Consider the following 18920-nt stretch of genomic DNA (forward strand, 5'->3'; position numbering starts at 1 on the left):
CAAGACAGACTGCTAATGCGACTGCAACAAAGAGTCGAGACGGCGACCGCAAACGGCGCTTGCCGACCCACTTCGAAGCGAGCCGCGCGTGCCGCACCGCGTGCGAGGAACGACGCAAGCGCTGCCGATCGCGCGACGCCGACGAGGGAGAAGGGAGCCACGGGCAGCCAGCCCGCGAAGAGACTGAACGCACGGCACACATTGCCGCAGCATGTTCGCCGCATTGCATCATCCCGCATGCCGCCGCCCGGCGCGCGAACGACCGTGCACGACAACGCTGAATGGGGGCCTTCGCGCGCGACGCGAAGCCCGTCTCCTCCGTCGATACCGCTTGCGCACGGCGCCCCGCGGTGCTCTGGAACCCAAGGGCACAAATAAGGGCGCGTGCTAACATTGATTGTTATTCCATCCCGACATCCAGCAGCAAGCTAATGAACACCGAGACGTTTTCCACGCCACCCCACACGCTTGTGATTGCGTCGCGAGAGAGCCGTCTTGCCATGTGGCAAGCCGAGCACGTGCGATGTGCGCTGCACAAATTATATCCATCTTGTGACGTAAAAATCCTCGGAATGACGACACGTGGTGATCAGATTCTCGATCGCACGCTGTCCAAGGTTGGTGGTAAAGGGCTCTTCGTGAAAGAGCTCGAAGCCGCGCTCGCCGATGGCCGCGCCGACCTCGCGGTGCATTCGCTGAAAGACGTGCCGATGGAGTTGCCCGCCGGTTTCGCGCTGTCCACCATCATGGAGCGCGAGGACCCGCGCGATGCGCTCGTATCCAATCAATACGACTCGCTCGCCGCGTTGCCGGCCGGTGCGGTGGTCGGCACCTCGAGCCTGCGGCGTGAAGCGATGCTGCGCATGCGCTATCCGCATCTCGACGTGCGGCCGTTGCGCGGCAATCTCGATACCCGACTCGCCAAGCTCGATCGCGGCGACTACGCGGCGATCATTCTGGCCGCGGCCGGGCTGAAGCGTCTCGGTCTCGCCGAGCGCATCCGCGCGCTGCTCGATCCGGAAGATAGTCTGCCCGCGGCTGGCCAGGGCGCGCTCGGCATCGAGATTCGCGCCGATCGCGCGGACCTCGCCGCATGGCTTGCGCCGCTGCATCATCAGCACACGGCGGCGGCCGTCGAAGCGGAGCGGATGGTGTCGCGCGCGCTCGGCGGCAGCTGCGAGGTGCCGCTCGCCGCCTACGCAACGTGGGGCGACGGCGCGCTGCATCTGCGCGGCATCGTCGCGACGCCGGACGGCCAGCGCGTGCTGAGCGCGCAGGCGTCGGCGCCGGCGCCCACCATCGAACGCGCGCTCGCGCTCGGCGAGGAAGTGGCGCATTCGCTCGCGCAGCAAGGGGCACTCGAGATCGTCCGCGCGCTCAGCACCGCGAGCGGTCCCGCGGCCGCGCCCGGCGCGGCGGCCAGCGAGTGATGGCCGCCGGTACGCCCGAGAAGGCGCCGTTCACGGTCGTGATCACACGGCCGGCCGGCCAGTCGAGCGAGCTCGTCGAACGGCTCGAAGCAGCCGGCATCGCGTCGCTCGACTTCCCGCTGATCGACATCGCACCCGTCATCGACGACGCGCCGTTGTGCGCCGCGCTCGCGTCGCTCGAACGCTACGCGCTGGTCGTGTTCGTGTCGCCGAACGCGGTCGATCACGCGTTCGCGCGCCATCACGAAATCTGGCCGCACGCGCTGCCGGTCGGCGTGGTCGGCCCGGGCAGCGTGCATGCGCTCGCGCGCCACGGCGTCAGCGCGCCGGAGCATCGCGTGATCAGCCCCGCGGCGGGCGCCGACGACGAATCCACGAGCTTCGACTCTGAGGGCCTGTTTGCCGCGATCGAGGCGCAATTCGGCGCCGCGGGCTTCGAAGGCAAGCGCGTGCTGATCGTGCGCGGCGACGGCGGCCGCGAATGGCTGAGCGAGCGCCTGCGTGAAGCCGGCGCCGAAGTCGACACGGTCGCCGCGTACCGGCGCATCGTGCCGGAGCCGTCGATCGGCGCTTGGGCGCGCGTGCACGAACTGCTCGCGGGCGCGCCGCACGCATGGCTTCTGACCAGCTCCGAGGGCGTACGCAATCTGCAGGAACTTGCCCACGAGCATCTGACCGCCGGCGAGATCGAGCAGCTCAAACACGCGCCGCTCGTCACGCCGCATCCTCGCATCGCGCAGACCGCGCGGGCATTGGGTTTTGATAGGATTACGGTGTCCGGCGCGGGCGACGAGCGCATAGTCCGCGCCCTCGTGGCCGCGGCCGCCGTGCCTCCCGTCGTCCAACCGGTATCGTCCAACCCGGCTCAACCACGCATGACTGAAACGAACGCATCCACGAACGCCTCACCTCAGCCGCCGGCAAGCGCCGCCTTGCCGCCGAACCAACCTTTCACGCCGTACGAAGCGCAAAAGCGCAGCAGCACGAGCGGACCGCTGCTGTGGTTTGTCATCGTGGTGATCGCGTGCGCGGTGGGCGTGGGCGGCTTCGCGATGAACCGCAAGCTGGTGCGCACCGAGCAGGAACTCGCGCAGCGTCAGCAGGCCAACGACACGCAGACCAACGAACTGCGCATCAAGATCGACCAGGCGCTCGCCACCGTGCATCAATCGGACTCGCAGGTCGCGCAACTCGAAGGCAAGCTCGCCGATGCGCAGGCCGCGCAGCAGGCGCTGCAACAGCAGTACGCGGACCTCGCGCGCAATCGCGACGACTGGACGCTCGCCGAAGTCGGGCAGATGCTGTCGGCGGCCAGCCAGCAGTTGCAGTTGACCGGCAATACGCAGCTCGCGCTGTTCGCATTGCAAAGCGCCGATACGCGCCTCGCCGCGTCCGATAGCCCGCAGGCGCTTGCGGTGCGCAAGGCGATCGCGCAAGACATCGACAAGCTGAAGGCCGCGCCGTCCACCGATCTGACCGGCCTCGCGATCAAACTCGACAACGCGATCGATCACGTGAGCGGCCTGCCGCTGTCGGGTGAAGCACCCATTCCTCGTGCCACGCCGCACGCGGCCACGTGGGCCGACACCGCGAAGGTGGCCGCCGCCACCGGCAAGCCGCGCTGGGAAGTGTGGATCGACGAGGTCACGCACGGCATCGGCGAACAGCTGTCGAGCCTCGTGCAGGTGCGCCGTATAGATAACGCCGACGCGATGCTGGTCTCGCCGGATCAAGGCTACTTCGTGCGCCAGAACCTGAAGCTGCGTCTGCTGTCGGCGCGCCTCGCGCTGCTGTCGCGCAACCAGACCACGCTGAAGTCCGATCTGCAGGCGGCGCAGTCCGCGTTGACGCGCTACTTCGACACTTCGTCGAAAGACACGCAGATGGTCATCGATCTCGTCAAGCAGGTGGACGCCGGTTCGGCCGCGGTCGAGCTGCCGAACCTCGATACGAGCCTGCAGGCCGTCAATCAATACCGGAACCGGGGTTAATCATGGCGATCCGGGGACTTCTATGGCTCGCGGCACTGTTCGCCGTCGCGGTCATGCTCGCGGTGGGTGGGCGCTTCGACGCGGGGCAGGTGCTGTTGATCTATCCGCCGTACCGCGTCGACATGTCGCTGAATCTGTTCATCGTCGGGCTGGTGGTGCTGTTCATCCTGCTCTACGCGCTGTTGCGCATCATCCGCAATATCTGGCGCATGCCGCAGCGCGTCGCCGCGTACCGCGCACGCGCGCGTGTCGCGAAAGCGCACGCGGCGTTGCGCGACGCGATCGGCAACCTGTACGCGGGCCGTTTCTCGCGCGCGGAAAAGGCTGCCAAGGACGCGCTCACGAATGGCGACAACAAGGGCGCGGCCGGTTTGATCGCGGCGACCGCCGCGCATCGCATGCATGAATACGGGCGGCGCGACGAATGGCTCGCGCAGATCGACGAAGCCGAGTGGCAGGACGCGCGCCTGATGGCCACCGCCGACATGCGCGCCGACGGCCGCGACGCCGACGGAGCGCTCCATGCGCTGACCGAGATGCAATCGCAAGGCGCGCGGCGCATCCACGCGCAGCAGATCATGCTGCGAGCGCAGCAGCAATTGAAGAACTGGGGCGAAGTGCTGAAGCTCGTGAAGACGCTCGAGAAGCGCGAGGCGATCCATCCGGCGGTCGCGGTGCGGCTGCGTCAGCTGGCGGCGGAAAATCTGCTGCGCGACCGTCGCCACAATGCCGAGGCGCTGCTCGAATTGTGGAATTCGCTGTCGGCGACCGAGCGTCATTCGCCGCGCCTCGCCGATACCGCCGCCGAACTGCTGGTCGCGCTGAACCGCCCGCAGGAGGCGCGCAAGATCGTCGAGGAAGCGCTTGCACAGAACTGGGATGCGCGGCTGTTGCGCCGCTATCCGGACACGGCCGGCGGCGATGCGTTGCCGCTGATCCAGAAGGCCGAGGCGTGGCAGAAGGATCGGCCGGAAGACGCGCACCTGATGTTCGCGCTGGGGCGTCTGTGCCTGCATCAGCAGTTGTGGGGCAAGGCGCAGTCGTTCCTCGAACGCGCGCTGAAGCTCGCCGACAACGAGACGCTGAAAATCCGCTCGCATCGCGCGCTCGCGCGTCTGCACGAGCAGCTTGGAGACACCGATAAGGCGAGCGAGCACTATCGCGAGAGTGCGTTGGCGATGAACGTGACTTGAGTTAAGCCTCTTTAGCCGCTACCAGATGGCCGCAGCCTCGTGCTGCGGCCATTTGTTTTTCCGGCGCCGCTGTCCGGCTCGAATCGGCGGGACTGCGCTTTGCTTCACACCTCATCGGATGCGCAACCTCGGAGGTGTTCAAAGTGGCCAGCGACACTATGACGGTGCAAACCGACACCCGCAGCGGCGACGTCGAGCGCAAGGGCGTCGTCGTCATTACTGGGGCAAGTGCCGGCGTGGGGCGCGCCACCGCGTCCGAGTTCGCGCGGCAGGGCTATGACGTTGGGCTGATCGCGCGCGAACCGCGACGGCTCGCGCGTGCCGCCGAGGAGATCGCCGCGACCTATGGCGTGCGCGCACTCGCGCTGCCCGCCGACGTCGCCGATGCGGATGCGATCGAGCGCGCCGCGCAGCGCGTGGATCGCGAGTTGGGCGGCATCGACGTGTGGGTCAACGTCGCGATGGCGACCGCGTTTGCGCCGGTGTCCGCGCTCAGTGCGCGCGATGTCGAACGCGGCACGCAGGTGACCTATCTGGGCCAGGTCAACGGCATGCTGGCGGCGCTCCCCGTGATGCGCGCGCGGGGGCACGGGACGATCGTCAATGTCGGCTCGGCGCTCGGGTACCGGTCGGTGCCATTGCAGTCGATCTATTGCGGCGCGAAGTTCGCCGTGCGCGGCTTTACCGATTCATTGCGTTCCGAGTTGCTGCATGACGGAGTCGATATCCATCTGACGATGGTCGATCTGCCCGCGGTCAATACTCCGCAATTCGACTGGGCACTCAATCGCACGGGGCGCAGGGCGCGGCCGGTGGCGCCGGTATTTCAGCCCGAGGTGGCGGCGCGGGCGATTTACTTTGCGGCCACCCATCGGCGGCGGCAGGTGTGGGTCGGGTGGTCGACGGTCAAGGCGATCCTCGCGAACCGCATCGCGCCGACGCTGCTCGACCACTATCTCGCGCGGGCGGGTTACGACGGGCAACTGACCGATGAACCATTGCCCGCCGATGCGCCCGCGAATCTCTACGAGCCGGTGCCCGGCCACTACACCGCGCATGGCCGCTTCGATGATGAAGCGCGCGCGTACTGCTGGGAGTTGTTTACCGACCGCCATCGCAATGCGGTGTATGGCGCGGCGGTGCTGGCGCTGGCTGGGGGCGTCGGGTGGCTGCTGAGGCGCAGGCGGCCTTGATGCGCAATCGGTGTGCGTCCTCCCTGTCGCCGATGAAAGCTCTGGACTATCCTACGAAGGACAGTGCCGCCCGCAATCCGTGGCGCGGCGTCCTCGACTGCGAACATTCCAAAAATGGAAGCGGACAGGCCCGTTCCTCAGAAAGAGCAGACCATTGCAAGCAGCGCGCACCGCTGGATGCGCTGGCTGCCGGGACTGACGGTGCTCAAGGCGTACCGCTTGAGCTGGCTGCCGAGCGATCTGACGGCCGGACTGGTACTGACCACGATGCTGGTGCCAGTCGGGATCGCTTACGCGGAGGCATCGGGGGTCCCCGGCGTGTTCGGCCTCTACGCGACGATCGTCCCTTTGTTGGCGTATGCGCTGTTCGGCCCGAGCCAGATTCTCGTGCTCGGCCCCGACTCCGCGCTTGCGGCTCCGATTCTGGCGGTGGTCGTGCAAGTCGCGGCGGGCGACCCGTCGCGCGCGATTGCGGCGGCCAGCATGATGGCGATCGTGTCCGGCGTGTTCTGTATCGTGATGGGCTTGCTGCGGCTGGGATTCATCACTGAATTGCTGTCTAAGCCCATTCGATACGGCTATATGAACGGCATCGCGCTCGCGGTGCTGATCAGTCAGCTGCCCAAACTGTTTGCCATTTCGATCGAAGAGCGCGGGCCATTGCGGGACATAGTGAGCCTCGTGCAGGCCATCGCCGATGGCAAATCCAACTGGTACAGCTTCGCGGTGGGCGCGGGAAGCCTCGTGCTGATCCTGTTTCTCAAGCGCTTCGAGAAGTTGCCGGGCATTCTGATCGCCGTGATCGTCGCGACGTTGTGCGTGACCGCATTGCACCTCGATAGCGTCGGCGTGAAAGTGCTCGGCAAGATCCCTCAAGGCCTGCCGACCTTTGCGCTACCGTGGGTCACCGACGCCGATCTGGTGAAGATACTGCTCGGCGGCTGCGCGGTCGCGCTGATTTCGTTCGCCGATACCAGCGTGCTGTCGCGGACTTTCGCGGCACGTTTTCGCAGCCGCGTCGACCCTAATCAGGAGATGGTCGGGCTCGGCGCGGCCAATCTCGCGGCCGGCCTGTTCCACGGTTTCCCGATCAGCAGCAGTTCGTCGCGCACGCCGGTCGCCGAGGCGGCGGGCGCGAAGACGCAACTGACGGGCGTCGTCGGCGCGCTGGCGGTCGCGGCGCTGCTGCTGGTCGCGCCGAACCTGATGCACTACCTGCCCAACAGCGCGCTTGCCGCGGTTGTCATCGCGGCGGCGATCGGTCTGTTCGAGATCACGGACCTGAAGCGGATATTCCGCATCCAGCAATGGGAGTTCTGGCTGTCGATGGCCTGCTTTGCCGGCGTCGCGGTGTTCGGCGCGATTCCGGGCATCGGCTTCGCGGTGGTGATCGCGGTTATCGAGTTTCTGTGGGACGGCTGGCGACCACACTACGCGGTGCTCGGCCGCGTCGAGGGTTTGCGCGGCTATCACGACGTGGAGCGTTATCCGGACGCGAAGCGAATCCCCGGACTGGTGCTGTTTCGCTGGGATGCGCCGCTGTTCTTTGCGAATGCCGAGCAGTTTCAGGAGCGCCTGCTCGAAGCCGTCGCGGAATCGCCGGCACCGGTCAAGCGCGTGGTGGTGGCGGCCGAACCGGTGACGAGCGTGGACGTCACCTCGGCCGATATGCTGCGGGAGCTGACGCGCACGCTCGACGAGCGCGGGATTGCATTGCACTTTGCGGAGATGAAAGATCCGGTTCGCGACAAGCTAAAACGCTTCGAGTTGACCGATCTGATTGGCGATGCGCGCTTTCATCCGACGGTCAGTAGTGCGGTCGATAACTATGTCGAGACGGTTGGGGAGGAATAGACGCCCTTTGCCACCAGTTGTTCACGACGGATTCTGTTCACGGTGTCGCGGTCGCAGCGCGGAATAGTCGCGATTCAGAAGAACGTCCATCAGGACGGGCGTTTTGGGTGCGTCCGGCGCCGGATCCTTTGGATCGCGGGCGCCGAAAGCAAATTCGACGTCCACCGGAAATCGGCTCGTCGGCAGATTCGAAGCACGATAGCGATAGCTATGCAGCCGGATCTGCGACAGAGCCGTGCCCATATCATTGCCGGGCCGCCGCTCGCCATTGCCGTCGATCCAGTAACCGATATCGACCTGGAGGAGATCTTCCAGTGTCGAGCGGTTAATGCCGGTCGATAGTGGACTGAAGCGGATCGTGAAGTGCGTCGCGACTTGCTTCACTTTTGCGCGGTCGGCGGAGGGGGCAGCGGATCGGGTATCGCAACTACGATGATTTGCGTATCCGGCAAGACCGGATTCACGAAGGAATACTCCGTAACACCCGCCACGCCGCGCTCAGGCCGCGCCGCAAGAATGCGGCCGAATATCGTACGAGCGGGATCGAAGGACTGGTCGTCCCGCAGGATTGCAGTGGTCGATATGCTGAAGGCAATGTCGCGCTGCGCGTCGGTCACAGTCTCTCTCGTCTCAGTTTCTGGCGCTGACGGTCCTGTGAGCGTCGACGTACTGGGCTGTGCAGGTACTGAGGTTGCGAACGAGAGGATCATCAGAATGATGTCAGTAGGTCTTAACCACCTCCGAGCAAGCGTCGGCATGTTCTTCATGAAGTTGGCTCTATAGCCGGTTTCGAATTTCGCCATTTTTTGTGTGGGAGCAGGCACGTTTAGCAGGTCACATCAAGACGGCCTCTAATCATGGTGTCGCGGGCGCAGCGCGGAATAGTCACGATCAAGGTGAACGTCCATCAGGACCGGCGTGTTGGGTTCGTCAGGCGCCGGATCGTTTGGGTCTGGGTCGCCGAAAGCAAATTCGACGTCCACTGGGAATCGGCTCGTTGGCAGAGTGGAAGCGCGATAGCGATAGTGATGCAGACGAACCTGCGGCGGCACCGTTCCCATATCATTGCCCGGGCGCCGCTCGCCGTTGCCGTCGATCCAGTAGCCGATATCGACCTGGAGGAGATCTTCCAGCGTCGAGCGGTTAATGTCTGTCAAAAGCGGACTGAAGCGGACTGTGAAGTGGGTTACGACTCGCGTGACTTTCGTGCGGTCGGCAGAGGGGGAGGCAGGATCCGGCGCCACAAATAGAATAATTTGCGTCCGCGGGAAAGCCGGATTCACGAAGGAATACTCCGTACCACCTACTTGACCACGCAGAGGATCAGCCGCAAGAATCTGCCCGAATATCGTGTGCGCGGGATCGAAGGGCTGGTCGTCCCGCAGGATCGCCATTGCGGTGGTCAATATTCTGAATGCCATGTCGCGCTGGGTGTCAGTCACAGCCTGTCTCATCTCAGCTCCCTGACGGTCCTGAGAGCGTCGGCATACTGAGCCGTGCATGTACCGGGATTGCGAACAAGAGGATCAGCAGAATTGCGCCAGTAGGCCTGAACCACTTCCGCGCAGGCGTAGGCATCTTCTTCATGAAGTTGGCTCCTGTACCCAGTTTCGAATTGCGCCATTCTTTGAGCTGTTTCAGCAGAGACATTCAGCAGCTCGCACACCTGCCTTTCAGCACGCTGGATATCTCGCTTGACGTATTCCCAGCCCGGCTTGTTCTGTAGGTAGGAAATTAGCCAGTAGTAGTGAAATACAAGCATCCTGTGCAGACCAATGTGAACGCGATGATCGTCGGGTAGCGGCGTGTTTTCAGCCGCTGTGTAGGCTTTTTTCAGCATCGTTGTCCAATACAACGACCGAATGTTCGGCAGGTCCCTGTAGTCGTCTGGAAAGTGCTGAAGCAAAGAGAACATCCAGAAGTACTGCTGGCAGTGGCGAGACTCGTGATACAACGTGTCGGCAAATGCTCTGAGCCGGTTATCGAGAGAGGCCGGTTTGTCCCTAAGTTCAACAATGCGCGCAATCTCGCTCTCGTTGACGACGATCGCCCAATCCCCACCGATGAATGCGGCGCTAACATCCTGTCGCAGCTTGTACTGCGTTGCACGCTCTGGATCGACAATCACAACCCGTGGCATGGCGCCGCTGGTTTCCGGGCTAGCAGCAAAGCCTCGCGGCAATCCAAAGGGCCCGGCACCGAGCGCGTCTTCCAATTTCGGCATGACCGCGTTTTGAATCATTCTTATCGAATTGGGAGTCAACGGCCAGGCCACCCCGCCCCAATCGATCCCCTGCAACGCGGCCTTAATCGCAGCCGCATAAGCCTTGGTCACCGGGTACTCGACACCCTTGCGCATCGACATACCTACTGGCGTGTCGCTCTCGGCCGCACCGTTGACGAAGTGATAAAACCGCAGCCCGAAGTTCATCGGATCGCACGAGACGAATTCGGGTGGTCTATGTTCCGTCGTCGCGCTCTGGTTGGGAGAGGTCACGTCCTTTCCTGCGACCGTCGCACCGCGCTTCTCGGCATTGGGTACCGCGCCGGCGAATGGCTCGTTCGCCGCCCTGATCACCGCGCCTCTGCTAACCGCAATCACTTTATCCGGCTCGCTGGCGGCAAGCAGTTCGACCGTCGCGAACGCAAGCATGCTGCTGGTGACGAGACTCGCCTCGCCAAGCGCGTTGGTCACACCTTGAATCAGTTGACCATCGTCGAGCGTGATCCGATACGGCTGGTTCGGCAGCGCGAAGCCGGAATCGTGTTCGATCAGCACATGATGCGCCGCCAGCCTGCCGGGATCGTCTGGCGTGACGGGCAGACTGACAGGCCGTGCCGCTGGCCCCTCGGTCCGATGACCGCTCGCATGGACCCGATGCTCCCCACCCGTATAGACCTTGTACCCATCCGAATTGATGACCACCTTCGTGTTGCCCGCATGAAAGACGATTTCCCTGCTGGCCATCAGATTGATCGAATCGGTTCTACTGATGATGCTGACGACGCGTTGCGCGATGACCTCGACGTCATTGCTTTGCGCGTCGATCTGCACCTTGCCCGATGCGGCCTTGAGCCGGATGCCGAGATGTTGCGCAAACACCCGCACGCCGTTGACCGCGGACGCCAGCAGCGATCTCACCGCCGCGACGCTGACGTGTCCGCCCGCGCTGAGCGCGATGTGTTCGGCACTCGCCACGTGCGTGCTTTGCGCTGCCGTGAGACCGACACCCGCCGCGCTGGCCAGCACCAACTCGGGCTGGGTCAGTTGCGGAAAGGGAAGCTCCGCGCTTGCCTTGCCGCCGCGAATCGCGTCGTTCTGCGCCTTGATGGCCTGCGCGACCTCGCTTTGACTGGTCTGCTGTTCCTGTGCCTCGTGTCGCCGCGCGAGACTCGCGAGGTTCTCGTGGGTGTCGCGCGCCTGAGCGAGGCGCGCCACGGTCTCACCGGCATCCTTTGCCGGCGCGCTCGCGCCGTGACGCGCCTCGGTGGTGATCAGCATGCCTCGGTTGGCTCGCGCAACACCCCATGCATTCGTCGCGAGTTCCCAGCCTTCACCGCGTGCCTGCTGCCGGCCTGCGTCGCGCACGACATGCGTGTTGTAGCCCAGCACGAGGCGCGACTGTGCGTGGTCGCTGGCGATCTGTGCCTGCAGTTGCCCCGGCGTGTCATCCAGTACGACGTGATTGGTCTGGCTCGCACAGCCCGCTTTGAGTTCGCTGCTAAGGACGCCCGAGAGCGCCTGGTTGTCGGGCAGCTTCCATGGCGGCTGATTCTGGCCGTTGACCATCCGGTCCGACACGTAAGGCTTGTCCGGGTCGCCTTCGTGATAACTGACCGTGACCTCTTGACCGACGCGCGGCGGATAGATCGCGCCGAAGCCGTTGCCTTGCCACGGCGACGACACCCGCAGCCAGCAACTGGCGCTGTCGTTCTTCGGGGCACGCCGCTCCCACCCAAAGCGCACCTTCACGCGTGCATATCCATCGACCCATATCGGCTGATCCTCGGGGCCGACCACGATCGCCGTTTCCGCCGCGCAACGCGGCTTTTTCTTCGGACGGTTCTTGAAGAACGTATTGGCGGGTTGGAGCACGAAATCGGTCACGCACTGGCGCAGCGCATCGTTCGTGTCTGCGCCGGGTGACTGCGTGTTCTGCAGTGCGTTGCGGATATTGAGGGTCGTCGATACGACCAGATACTCGGCGTTGACTTCCCGCTGCGGATGATTGTCGAGCCAGAATGTTTTCCCCGTTGTCAGACCGCGCAGATTCCCTTGACCCTTCAGCCGCAGACGATGACCGCGCATTGCATCGACACGCACGCTCGCGAGGTGCCCGGCTTCATCGCGGAAGTCGCTTCGCTCACCTGACAGTCCCGTCGCACCGGCAAGCGGCTGCGAGTAGTCGCCCCAGCCGTATTGCTCGCTGTTGTCGTAGGCCCGCTCGCTGTGGCTTTCGTACTCGCCCTCGAAGCGCGCGCCGGGGCGCGTGTAGTCGTAATCGATGAGGCTGACCTTGCCTGTCGTGATCTGATGCGATGCCTCGAGCTTGTGAACGTGCTCCTCGTCGACGTGCCTGCTGTCCGGCGCGTGGTAGCGCAGTGTGTCGTATGCGTTGTCGTGTCGTTTGTGCGAGCCGGGCGAATCGCACAGTACCAGGGTCATTCCGTCGAACAGGTAGTAGATTCCCCATTCTCTCCAGATCCGCGTGAGGAAATCGAAGTCGGATTCCCACATCTGCCGGACATAGTCCCGCTTCGGGTAGCCGTTGCGCAGGCCCGGTGCGCCGAATTCCATCACGACCGGAAAGTGATATCGCTCCTTGAGCACCCGGTCAGTGATGTCCACCACGCTGGCGTCCTGGAAGATCCTGCTGTCGCAATTCTTCGTGGCCAGCCACAGCCAGGGACGGACGACGAGCCGGTAATAGGCGCGCCGTTCGTCGGCGCCCATCTGTTTGATGCCTGTGATGAGGCCCGACATCGTGCGGCGGTCGGCGCTCGCGTATGCCGCGTCGCCGCGTACCAACCCGTCACGACCGACCAATCCGTTGCCGTCCAAAGCGATCGAAATGTCGATGACCTTGCCGATCAGGCGATCAGGCACGACGAGTTCCTGTGCTTGCCACACTCCGAGCGTCGGACTTTCGATCGTCGCGACATCGAGCGTGTATCGATAAAGCTTGCCTAAGGTTTCGGTGCCGCGCAGACGGAGCGGAAACAACAAAGGCGCATTGCCCCATGTGGGTAGTGCGTCACAGGAAAGACCCAGGATGTGTTCACGGAGGTGAGCAAGTTCTCGCAATTGGCACGCTCACGATGCAATCAGAATCGCGCCGCAGCCCGTGCTATTGCCTGCGAGCCGGATCATTGGCCGGCCGTTGCCGTTCGTCATCGTCGTTCCTTGTTATGTGCGAACGACAAGTATCGGGAGGGAGATGGCCCGCGGCGATCGGAATTGGATGAATTTTTAGCGTGATTGGGCGATAAATTCGATTCGTCGGGCGAACGGATGCCTCACGGCCATCATGGGTTCCTGCCAATTGCCGGCGATCGTTATGCCACGAGTCGGTTCATTTGGCACTACATCCCGGGACAAGCTCGATTCCTACCAGCTGCTTCGAAAGCAACGGCGTTCTGTACGCCCCTGGCAAGGCCAGCAACGCGGGTGGTGTCGCCACGTCGGGTCTGGAAATGAGTCAGAACGCTATGCGCATCTCCTGGCCGCGCGAAGAAGTCGATGCGCGTCTGCACGACATCATGCGCAGCATTCATGAGGTCTGCCTGCGACATGGCCGTGGCGACGACGGTTCGGTCAGCTATGTGAACGGAGTGAATATCGCCGGCTTTGTGCGGGTCGCCGACGCGTGCTGGCGCAGGGCGTGATCTGAGCGACGGGTGGGATGCCAGCGCAATTGCTGGCTCCCGCGCATACCACAGCCTCTGTGGCACGCGCGGGGTAGAGCGCGCGTCGTCAGTGAACGACGCGCGCCCTCCGCTCAGAAGAAGCCAAGCGCCTCAGCCTGATAGCTGACCAGCAGACACTTCGTCTGCTGATAATTCGACAACGCCATCTTGTGCGTTTCCCGCCCGATCCCCGACTGCTTATAGCCACCGAATGCCGCGTGCGCCGGATACAGGTGATAGCAGTTGGTCCACACGCGTCCCGCCTCGATCTCCCGTCCCATCTTGTAAGCGCGGGTACCGTCGCGCGTCCACACGCCCGCACCTAACCCATAGTATGTGTCGTTCGCGAGTTCGATCGCTTGCTGTTCGTCCTTGAACGTCATCACCGAGGCGACCGGCCCGAAGATTTCCTCCTGGAACACGCGCATATCGTTGTTGCCGAACAGCATCGTCGGCTTCACGTAGAAGCCTTCGCCGAGCCCCGCGCCGGGCGTCGCGCGCTCGCCACCGACGAGGCACCGCGCGCCTTCGTCCCGGCCGATGTCGATATACGACAGGATCTTGTCGAGCTGCTGCTGCGAGGCCTGCGCGCCGATCATCGTTTCGAGGTTCAGCGGATGGCCGGCCTTGATGCGTTCCACACGGGCAATCGCCTTCTCGATGAAGCGCTCGTAAATCGACTCCTGGACCAGCACGCGCGACGGGCACGTGCAAACCTCGCCCTGATTCAGCGCGAACATCGCGAGACCTTCGAGCGCCTTGTCGAGGAACGCGTCGTCGCGATCGAGCACGTCGGCGAAGAAGATGTTCGGGCTCTTGCCGCCGAGTTCGACCGTCGACGGAATCAGGTTGTCCGCGGCTGCGTGCAGGATGCGCCTGCCGACCGGCGTCGAGCCGGTGAACGCGATCTTCGCGATGCGCTTGCTGGTGGCGAGCGCTTCGCCCGCTTCCCTGCCGAAGCCGTTGACGATATTGATTACCCCGGCAGGGAACAGGTCGCCGATCAGTTCGATCAGCACGAGTACCGAAGCCGGCGTCTGCTCGGCGGGCTTCATCACGATGCAGCAGCCGGCCGCGAGCGCGGGCGCGAGCTTCCATGCGGCCATCAGCAGCGGGAAATTCCACGGGATGATCTGACCCACCACGCCAGCCGGCTCGTGAAAGTGATAAGCGACCGTGTTGTCGTCGATCTCGGAGATGCCGCCTTCCTGCGCGCGGATGCAGCCCGCGAAATAGCGGAAATGATCGACGGCGAGCGGCAGGTCCGCGGCCATGGTTTCGCGCAGCGGCTTGCCGTTATCGATCGTCTCCGCGACCGCGAGCAGCTTCAGGTTCTTTTCCATGCGCTCGGCCACCGCGAGCAGCAGATTCGCGCGCTCTGTCACCGACGTCTTCGCCCATTTGCGGCGCGCCGCGTGCGCGGCGTCGATCGCGAGGTCGATGTCCGCGGCGCTCGAGCGGGGCACGCGGCAAAACGGCTGCCCGTTGATCGGCGACACGTTGTCGAAATAGTCGCCGCCGACCGGCGGCACCCACTTGCCGCCGATGTAGTTTTCATAACGCTGGCGATAGGGATACTCGATGTCGATGCCAAGAGCTTTCAGGTCAAATGGATTCATCACTTGTCTCCGTTTTGTGATGGTGATCGGGTGACTGCGCGGGACCATATCAGGCAGGAACCGTACCAATGCATCGGCATGCGAAATTTCAGGGATTGCGCCGGGCTATAAAACGGAAGTGTTCCGTTTCGGAGCAGTTGCGCGGGCAGCGGTTGTTCAGAAACGCCGCAGATTCGGCCGACGCTGATACAGATCAACGATGCGAGCCCGCACGGGGTCTCGGCGGGCGTCGGGCGGACTGTCAAACGGAGTATTCTGTCGACATGCACCAAAGCGTCCGGCACGACCCGGGCGCATTCAGGAGGAGACAATGCGCGACGACGTTCATCCGCTCAGCGTGGCGGCGGCTAACCGCCCCAAAGGTTGGCCTGCACCGGCGATCCAGAAAGCCCACGAACGTTCCGAGACGTTCGGCCTGCGCGCATCGTTCCGGCCGGATTACGACATCCTGTCCGACACGGGACTCGCGCTGAAGCGCGAGCAGAACCGGGTGCTGTGCGCGCATGCGATGCCGGTCATGGAGACGCTGCGCGAGCAGATCGTCAATACGCAAAGCATGATCGTGTTGACCAACGTCGAAGGCTTGATCCTGCATTCGATCGGCGACGACGACTTTTTGCATCGCGCGGAAAAAGTGGCGCTGCGGCCTGGCGCGAACTGGGCCGAGGATCGTCAGGGCACCAATGCAATCGGTACCTCGCTCGCCGAGGGGTGTGCGATGGTCGTTCATGGCGATCAGCACTATCTGGCGGCGAACCGCTTCCTGACCTGTTCGAGTGTGCCGATTCTCGATCCGTATGGTGATCTGATCGGCGTGCTCGACGTGACGGGCGACCACCGCAGCTATCACCAGCACACGATGGCGCTTGCGAAGATGTCGGTGCAGATGATCGAAAACCATCTGTTCTCGACTGCGTTTCGCAACGTGCTGCAAGTGTCTTTTCACGGACGGCCGGAGTTTCTCGGCACGCTGATGGAAGGGATCATTGCGTTTACCGACGATGGCCGCTTTCTGTCCGCGAACCGGAGTGCGCAATTTCAGTTGGGCTTGTCGCTCGCTGCGCTGCGCGCGCATACGCTGTCGTCGCTGTTTCAGATCTCGTATGCGCAACTGATCGATCGTTTGACGCATGGCGTTGCGCCGCATCTGATGCTGAATCTGCACAACGGTGCGGTGGTATGCGCGCGTGGGCAGTTCAGGCGGGCGTCGTTTGGGCTCGAGCGCGGGGCCGTCGATGTGCAGGGTGCAGCCGCGCCGCGACCGGTGTGTGTGAATGCGCGTCAACCGGCTGCGGGACTGTCGCGGCTCAGCGATCTCGATACCGGTGATGCTCGTGTGTCCGCACTGATTGCGAAGGTTCGCAAGGTGCTCGGCAAGGATATTCCGATCCTTATCACCGGCGAGACCGGTACCGGCAAGGAGCTGCTCGCGCAGGCGATTCACAACGATTCGCCGCGACGTGATGGGCCGTTTGTGGCGGTCAACTGTGCTTCGATTCCGGAGTCGCTGATCGAATCCGAGCTATTCGGATATGAAGATGGCGCGTTTACCGGCGCGCGGCGTAAAGGGGCGATCGGCAGGCTGATGCAAGCGAATGGAGGCACGCTGTTTCTCGATGAGATCGGGGATATGCCGTATTCGTTGCAGGTGCGGTTGCTGCGTGTTTTGCAGGAGCGGGTGGTGACGCCGCTTGGGGCGACGCGGGCGGTTCCTGTCGATGTCTCCGTTATCTGCGCGACACACCGCAACTTGCGCGAGATGATTGCGCAGAATCAGTTTCGTGAAGACCTCTACTATCGGATCAACGGGCTTGCGGTTCGGTTGCCGGCGTTGCGTGAGCGGAGCGATCTGGCGGTCGTCGTTCAAAAGATGTTGCAGTGGGAATCGGTGGAAAGCGGGGGGCGGCAGGCGCTTAGCGTTGCGGCTGATGTGATGGCGGCGTTCGGGCGGCATGCGTGGCCGGGTAACTGCCGGCAACTGGCTAATCTGCTGCGGACTGCTGCGGCGATGGTGGAAGAGGATGGGGTGATCCGGTGGGAGCATTTGCCGGATGATTTTTTGGATGATGTTCGTGGTACGGCTTGTGGCGGCGGCCACGCAAGTGAAGGCGATTCTGCCGTCTCGGCCGTCTCGGACGTTGCGAATGCGGACGCGCTGGCCACAGGCGAAGCGTCGGTGCGCGACGGCTCGCGGCTGCAGGATGTCGCCGCATCGGTAGTCGCGATGACGCTGGCGCGATACGGCGGCAACGTTTCGGCGGCGGCGCGTGCGCTTGGGGTGTCGCGGAACACCATTTATCGCCGGATGCCAGCGGCCCAAGCGGGGCGGGTTGCGGAAAAGGATTGACGCGGGAGTTTTCGCGGCACCAATCGACGATGGCCGGGAGACCGGCCATTGTTTTTTCAATAGGTCGATTTGGATGTCAGGGTGTCCCGGCGATCTACAACTGCTTACACATCTCACAATAGCCGGGTCCACCGGCTCGATGGCATCCGCGTTCTTGCAGGCACATACCACGGAGCCAGCAATGAACACCAACTTGCCTTCCGATTCATCCCCGCGCAGCCGCATTCATCCTCTGGTCGCCGCAGCTGCCGTTGCCGTGATTCTCGCCAGCGGCACCGGCATTGCCGCGATGACCGGCCTGCTTCCGACATCCCGAGCGGTAACGCCGCCGTCGTCGCAAACTGCCGCGGTCGCGGTGCAGCCAGCCAGCACGCCGCTCGACTCGGCTAAACCGTATGCGGAGCAACAAGGCACGCGGACCAACACGGTGAGCGAATCCCATGTTCATCCCCACCACAGCAGTGCGTCGTCGCCCGCGCCCAGATACGCGCATGACGATAGTTACCGTGATGCCACGCAGCCGCCATCTCGACCCGTTGCCGTCGACCCTGATGCAGGTGAAGTCGTCGCGGTCAACGCGGTCCCAACGCAGGAGCCGACCACCGGACTCGGTGCAGTAGGCGGTGCGGTGGCGGGCGGGCTGCTGGGCAATCAGGTTGGTCAAGGTCGCGGCCGTGTTCTGGCGACGATAGCGGGTGCGGTTGGCGGCGGCCTTGCCGGTAACGGCATCGAACATGCGGTACGCAAAGCTGCCACCTACCAGGTGCAAGTCAGGATGCAGGATGGCAGTTATCGAAACTTCAACTACGACAATCAGCCTGCCGTTCAGGTTGGTGAGCGGGTGCATGTGTATGGCGATTCTCTGAGTGCTTCGTAAGCACGCAGAGAACTGGAGGGCACGAGGCCTTACAAACGGTTACCAGACTGACACTTCACGTTTATTTGCCAACCAGAGCTACACATACAATCGATATCGCTAAATCGCATCAACAACCGATGCCAGCGAACAGGGAGAGAAACATGAAGCGCAGCTTCATTTTGTGGATTGCAGGCGTTTGCGCTGCGTGCGCCTCCAGCGCTGCGCTGGCTCATGTCGACCTTGGTGTTTACCTTGGCGCGCCGGGGCCGGTTTATGTCGCGCCGCCTCCGGTGGTCTACGAGGCGCCACCCGTGACGTACGTGCCTGCTCCGGCCTATGGCTACGGTTACGGCTATGGGTACCAGTACAACGACGACCGTGACAGGCACTGGCGCCATGACCATGGCTGGCACAGGAGCTGGGAGCACCGTCATCACGGGGACGATGACGACTGAACTGGCAGGCCATTCGATGCTTGGAAGCTCGCACCTATGGCAACAAAAAGCCCTGGCGTAGAAACATCGCCA

13 protein-coding genes and 1 pseudogene are annotated in these 18920 nt (G+C 63.3%); 9 read left to right on the forward strand and 5 right to left on the reverse strand.

Translation table 11 applies throughout. The features are described 5' to 3' along the window. Positions 1 to 431: 431 nt before the first annotated feature. The 5 genes from hemC (at position 432) to ACLFKU_RS15990 (ending at position 7661) form a co-directional block, all read left to right on the forward strand. Entirely contained in the window at positions 432 to 1430 is a 999-nt protein-coding gene (hemC, locus tag ACLFKU_RS15970) for a hydroxymethylbilane synthase (protein WP_368584552.1), read from the forward strand. Then, positions 1430 to 3421: a fused uroporphyrinogen-III synthase HemD/membrane protein HemX gene (hemDX, locus tag ACLFKU_RS15975; RefSeq protein ID WP_410849706.1), complete on the forward strand. Its 1992-nt coding sequence runs from the start codon at positions 1430 to 1432 to the stop codon at positions 3419 to 3421. The genes hemC and hemDX overlap by 1 nt, the downstream gene beginning before the upstream one ends. Positions 3422 to 3423: 2 nt before the next feature. Then, positions 3424 to 4614, forward strand: a complete 1191-nt coding sequence (locus ACLFKU_RS15980; RefSeq protein WP_410849707.1) for a heme biosynthesis protein HemY — start codon at positions 3424 to 3426, stop codon at positions 4612 to 4614. 158 nt (positions 4615 to 4772) lie between these two features. Beyond that, complete coding sequence (locus ACLFKU_RS15985; protein ID WP_368584604.1) at positions 4773 to 5807, forward strand: SDR family oxidoreductase; 1035 nt, start codon at positions 4773 to 4775, stop codon at positions 5805 to 5807. A 114-nt stretch (positions 5808 to 5921) separates the two neighbouring features. After that, positions 5922 to 7661, forward strand: a complete 1740-nt coding sequence (locus ACLFKU_RS15990) for a SulP family inorganic anion transporter (RefSeq protein ID WP_410849708.1) — start codon at positions 5922 to 5924, stop codon at positions 7659 to 7661. Between the two features lie 21 nt (positions 7662 to 7682). On the opposite strand, the gene ACLFKU_RS15995 is transcribed toward ACLFKU_RS15990, so the two are convergent. From ACLFKU_RS15995 to ACLFKU_RS16010, 4 genes are all read right to left on the reverse strand, one after another. Beyond that, on the reverse strand, positions 7683 to 8045 hold the full coding sequence (locus tag ACLFKU_RS15995) for a hypothetical protein (RefSeq protein WP_410849709.1): 363 nt from the start codon (positions 8043 to 8045) through the stop codon (positions 7683 to 7685). After that, on the reverse strand, positions 8042 to 8278 hold the full coding sequence (locus ACLFKU_RS16000) for a hypothetical protein (protein ID WP_368584557.1): 237 nt from the start codon (positions 8276 to 8278) through the stop codon (positions 8042 to 8044). The genes ACLFKU_RS15995 and ACLFKU_RS16000 overlap by 4 nt, the downstream gene beginning before the upstream one ends. A gap of 234 nt (positions 8279 to 8512) precedes the next feature. After that, on the reverse strand, positions 8513 to 9103 hold the full coding sequence (locus tag ACLFKU_RS16005; protein WP_368584558.1) for a hypothetical protein: 591 nt from the start codon (positions 9101 to 9103) through the stop codon (positions 8513 to 8515). Between the two features lie 8 nt (positions 9104 to 9111). Continuing rightward, complete coding sequence (locus ACLFKU_RS16010) at positions 9112 to 12888, reverse strand: type VI secretion system Vgr family protein (RefSeq protein ID WP_410849710.1); 3777 nt, start codon at positions 12886 to 12888, stop codon at positions 9112 to 9114. A gap of 392 nt (positions 12889 to 13280) precedes the next feature. On the opposite strand from ACLFKU_RS16010, the pseudogene ACLFKU_RS16015 reads away from it, so the two are divergent. Beyond that, positions 13281 to 13552, forward strand: a pseudogene (locus tag ACLFKU_RS16015) (glutamate dehydrogenase); the annotation flags it as partial. 108 nt (positions 13553 to 13660) lie between these two features. On the opposite strand, the gene ACLFKU_RS16020 reads toward ACLFKU_RS16015, so the two are convergent. Continuing rightward, positions 13661 to 15187 carry an aldehyde dehydrogenase family protein gene (locus ACLFKU_RS16020; protein WP_410849711.1) on the reverse strand — a complete coding sequence of 509 codons (1527 nt, stop codon included), beginning with the start codon at positions 15185 to 15187 and terminating at the stop codon, positions 13661 to 13663. 310 nt (positions 15188 to 15497) lie between these two features. Between ACLFKU_RS16020 and ACLFKU_RS16025 the strand changes: the two genes are divergently transcribed. From ACLFKU_RS16025 to ACLFKU_RS16035, 3 genes are all read left to right on the forward strand, one after another. Further along, positions 15498 to 17534, forward strand: coding sequence for a sigma-54-dependent Fis family transcriptional regulator (locus ACLFKU_RS16025; protein WP_410849712.1), 2037 nt, complete (start codon positions 15498 to 15500; stop codon positions 17532 to 17534). A 181-nt stretch (positions 17535 to 17715) separates the two neighbouring features. Continuing rightward, entirely contained in the window at positions 17716 to 18411 is a 696-nt protein-coding gene (locus ACLFKU_RS16030; RefSeq protein WP_410849713.1) for a glycine zipper 2TM domain-containing protein, read from the forward strand. 143 nt (positions 18412 to 18554) lie between these two features. After that, positions 18555 to 18848 carry a hypothetical protein gene (locus ACLFKU_RS16035; protein ID WP_410849714.1) on the forward strand — a complete coding sequence of 98 codons (294 nt, stop codon included), beginning with the start codon at positions 18555 to 18557 and terminating at the stop codon, positions 18846 to 18848. Positions 18849 to 18920: the final 72 nt, after the last annotated feature.

The organism is Paraburkholderia sp. EG304 (genome assembly GCF_046543485.1).
GTDB lineage: Bacteria > Pseudomonadota > Gammaproteobacteria > Burkholderiales > Burkholderiaceae > Paraburkholderia > Paraburkholderia youngii.